This is a genomic window from Pseudomonas sp. AGC41 (genome assembly GCF_057334555.1).
In genome coordinates, this window is record NZ_JBHFJB010000014.1 from 7,385 (window position 1) to 10,995 (window position 3,611).

General features: G+C 64.9%; 1 protein-coding gene. It reads right to left on the reverse strand.

Annotated elements, in window-relative coordinates; translation table 11 throughout:
• Positions 1 to 3,395: amino acid adenylation domain-containing protein (locus tag ACE04F_RS01980; RefSeq protein WP_486104388.1), on the reverse strand; the 3,395-nt coding region annotated here is incomplete at its 3' end.
• Positions 3,396 to 3,611: the final 216 nt, after the last annotated feature.

A 3,611-nucleotide genomic window follows, 5' to 3' on the forward strand; every position in this document is an offset into this window, starting at 1 on the left:
GGCGCGCGGGCGGTCAGCAACAGCGACTGGTTCCAGTGGTCACGGGCCTGCATCGCCTGGGAGAAGAACTGCCGCTGGATCGGCCCAAGCACAGCATTGCCGGTGACTGGCGCCTGATCCACGGCACTCTGGCTGGCGCGAGTGGCGACCAGCGCCAGGCTGCGCACGGTCTGGTACTGGAACAGATCACGGGGATGAATGCGGATACCGGCCTGCCGCGCGCGGCTTACCACCTGGATGGAAATGATCGAGTCGCCGCCCAGCTCGAAGAAGTTGTCTTCGAGGCCGACGCGCTCCACGCCGAGTACGTCCTGCCATATTTCGGCCAGGGCGATTTGCAGCGCATCCTGCGGGGCGACGAATGTTTGCCGGGGCGCGGCGTCCGGTTGTGGCAGGGCCTTGCGGTCGAGCTTGCCGTTGGCGGTAACGGGCAATCTGGCCAACAGCATCAGATAGGTCGGCACCATGTATTCCGGCAGGCTCGCCAGCAGCCAAGCCCTCAGGTCCTGCTGCCACTGCTCGTGCGGCTCGCTGTTATCCAGCACCAGGTAACCCACCAGGTGCTTGCCGTCCTGGACCAGCACCACGGCCTCGCGCACCAGCGGGTGCTGCATGAGGCGGGTTTCGATTTCGCCGAGCTCGATGCGCAGGCCGCGTAGCTTGACCTGATGATCGAGGCGGCCGAGGTATTCGATAACGCCGTCGGCGCGCTGGCGCACGCGATCACCGGTGCGATACAGGCGTGCGCCGGCATGGAACGGGCACGGCACAAAACGCTCGGCGGTCAGCGCCGGACGCTGGTGATAACTGCGCGCCAGCCCCGCCCCGCCCAGGTACAACTCACCCGCCACGCCCCACGGCACCGGCGACAGATCGGCATCGAGCACATGGGTGCGCAGGTTGGCGATGGGAACACCGATCGGCACGCAATCGGCGCCTTCATCGACACAGGTCCAGTGGGTCACGTCGATGGCCGCTTCGGTCGGGCCGTACAGGTTGTAGAGCGCGGCGTTAGGCAGTTTGGCGAAGACCTGGTGCTGCGCGTCCAGCGGCAGCGCTTCTCCACTGCAAACGATGCGCTTCAAGCCTTGGCAGCTTTCCACGCCCGACTCATGAATGAACGCTTGCAGCATCGACGGCACGAAGTGCAGCGTGCTGATGCCATGGCGCTTGATGGTCCCGATCAGTTGCAGCGGATCGCGGTGCACGCCCGGCGCGGCGACTACCAGTCGGGCTCCGGTCATCAGCGGCCAGAAGAATTCCCACACCGACACGTCGAAGCTGAACGGGGTTTTCTGCAACACCGCGTCGCTGCCGTCCAGGCCATAGGCCTGCTGCATCCAGCACAAGCGATTGACCAATGCCGCGTGACTGTTGCCGGCGCCCTTGGGTTTGCCGGTGGAGCCGGAGGTGTAGATCACGTAGGCCAGGTTCAGCGGATCAAGCGTGATGTCGGGACGATGGTCGCTGTAGCCGTCGAGCCAGCCGGCCGCCTGGTCGAGTTCGATCACCTCGACGCCGTCGGTTGGCAGCGCCGCCGACAGCGAGCGCTGGGCCAGCAGCAAGCCGATGGCGCTGTCCTCGATCATATAGGCCAGGCGCTCCTGCGGGTACTCAGGGTCCAGCGGCACATAGGCGCCGCCGGCCTTGTGAATCGCCAGCAGGCCCACCACCATTTCCAGCGAGCGCTCGACGCAGATCCCCACCAGGCTGTCCGGCCGCACGCCGCGCTCACGCAGCAGGTGGGCCAGTCGATTGGCGCGGGCATCGAGCTCGGCGTAGCTCAGGGTTTGCTCACCAAACACCAGCGCCGGTGCGTCCGGGGTGCGCGCCACCTGGGCTTCAATCAGTTGATGCATGCACTGCGCGGTCGGGTAGCGTTGCGCCGTGGCGTTCCAACCATGGACCAGGGTGGCGTGTTCGTCGGCGTCGAGCAGCGGCAGTTCGCCGATGCGCCGGGACGGATCAGCGATCATCGCGGTGAGCAATTGCAGCCAATGCCGGGCCATGCGCGCGATGCTCGGCGCCTCGAACAGGTCGTTGGCGTAGGTCAGCGCCGCGTGCAGCGTGCCGGCCTTTTCATAAGTGTCCAGGGTCAGGTCGAACTGGGTGGTGCGCGCCTGCCATTCGATCATGCCCAGTTCCAGCCCGGACGCCGTGCGGATCGTGGTGACGTCCGCCACGTGCGGCTGATGGTTGTACATCACCTGGAACAGCGGCGTATGGCTGAGGCTGCGCTCCAGCTTGAGCGCTTCGACCAGACGCTCGAACGGCAGGTCCTGATGGGCCTGGGCGCCGAGCGCGGTTTCCTTGACCCGGCGCAGCAACTCGTCGACACGGAGCTGGCCGTCCAGTTCGGTACGCAGTACCTGGGTATTGACGAAGAAGCCGATCAGCCCTTCGACCTCATCACGGTTGCGATTGGCAATCGGCACGCCGACGCGGATATCGGACTGGCCGCTGTAGCGATGCAGCAGCACATTGAACGCGCCGAGCAGCAGCATGAACAGCGTGACGCCCTGCTGCTGGGCTGTGCTGCGCAGTTGCTCCGCCAACCCGGCGTCGATGGCGAATTCATAGCGGCTGCCGCGATAGCTGGGCATGGCCGGGCGCGAATGGTCGGTGGGCAACTCCAGCACCGGATGTTCATCGCCCAGTTGTGCCTGCCAGTACGCCAGCTGCCGCGCCTGCTCGCCGGCCTCCAGCCAGCGACGCTGCCACAGCGCATAGTCGCTGTACTGGATCGGCAGGTCGGCCAGTTGCGGGGCCACGCCTGCCTCGTGGGCGTCGTAGCAGCGGATGAACTCGTCGATCAGCACGTTCATCGACCAGCCGTCGGAGACGATGTGATGCAAGGTCAGCAGCAACACATGCTCCTGCTGATCTAGCTTGAGCAGTTCGACCCGCAGCAAGGGACCATTCGACAGGTCGAAGGGGCGCATCGATTGTGCTTCGGCGGCTTGACGTACTGCCTGCTCGCGCTCGCTGGCCGGCAATGCGCTGAGGTCCTGTTGCTCGATCACCAGCGGCGCATCGGTGGGTACTTGCACCAGGCTGTCGTCGGCCTGGCGCTGGAACACTGTGCGCAGGGTTTCATGGCGGGCCACCAGGCTGGCGAAGGCCTGCTCCAGCGCCGACAGGCTCAGCGCGCCCTTGAGCCGCACCGCGCCGGGCAAGTTGTAGGCGCCGCTGTCGGGGTCCAGTTGCCAGAGAAACCACATGCGGCGCTGGGCATAGGACAGGGCCCGGCGGTCGTCGGCTTCGACGCCTTGGGGAATGGGGAAACGGCTGAAATCCACGCCCTCCTTGTCCAGCGCTGCCAGGAACATCTGGCGCTTGTCCAGGGGCAACCCGATAAACCGGCGAGCAAGTTTCAAGGCGTCTTCAGCATTCATTTCTGGGGTATCCGGAATCAGTGGGCACAGAGGCACAAAGGCAAGTCGTCCCTATGAAACGAATGCAAACCGGAAAAATTAGCGATTGGGAATTTGTGTCGAGTAGCGAGGTGGAACAGGGATTTGGAGAATAATCAGCCATCCATGTGGGAGCGAGCTTGCTCGCGAAAGCGCTGGGTCAGCTGGCTGGGCTGTTGAAGGTGACGGCTCCTTCGC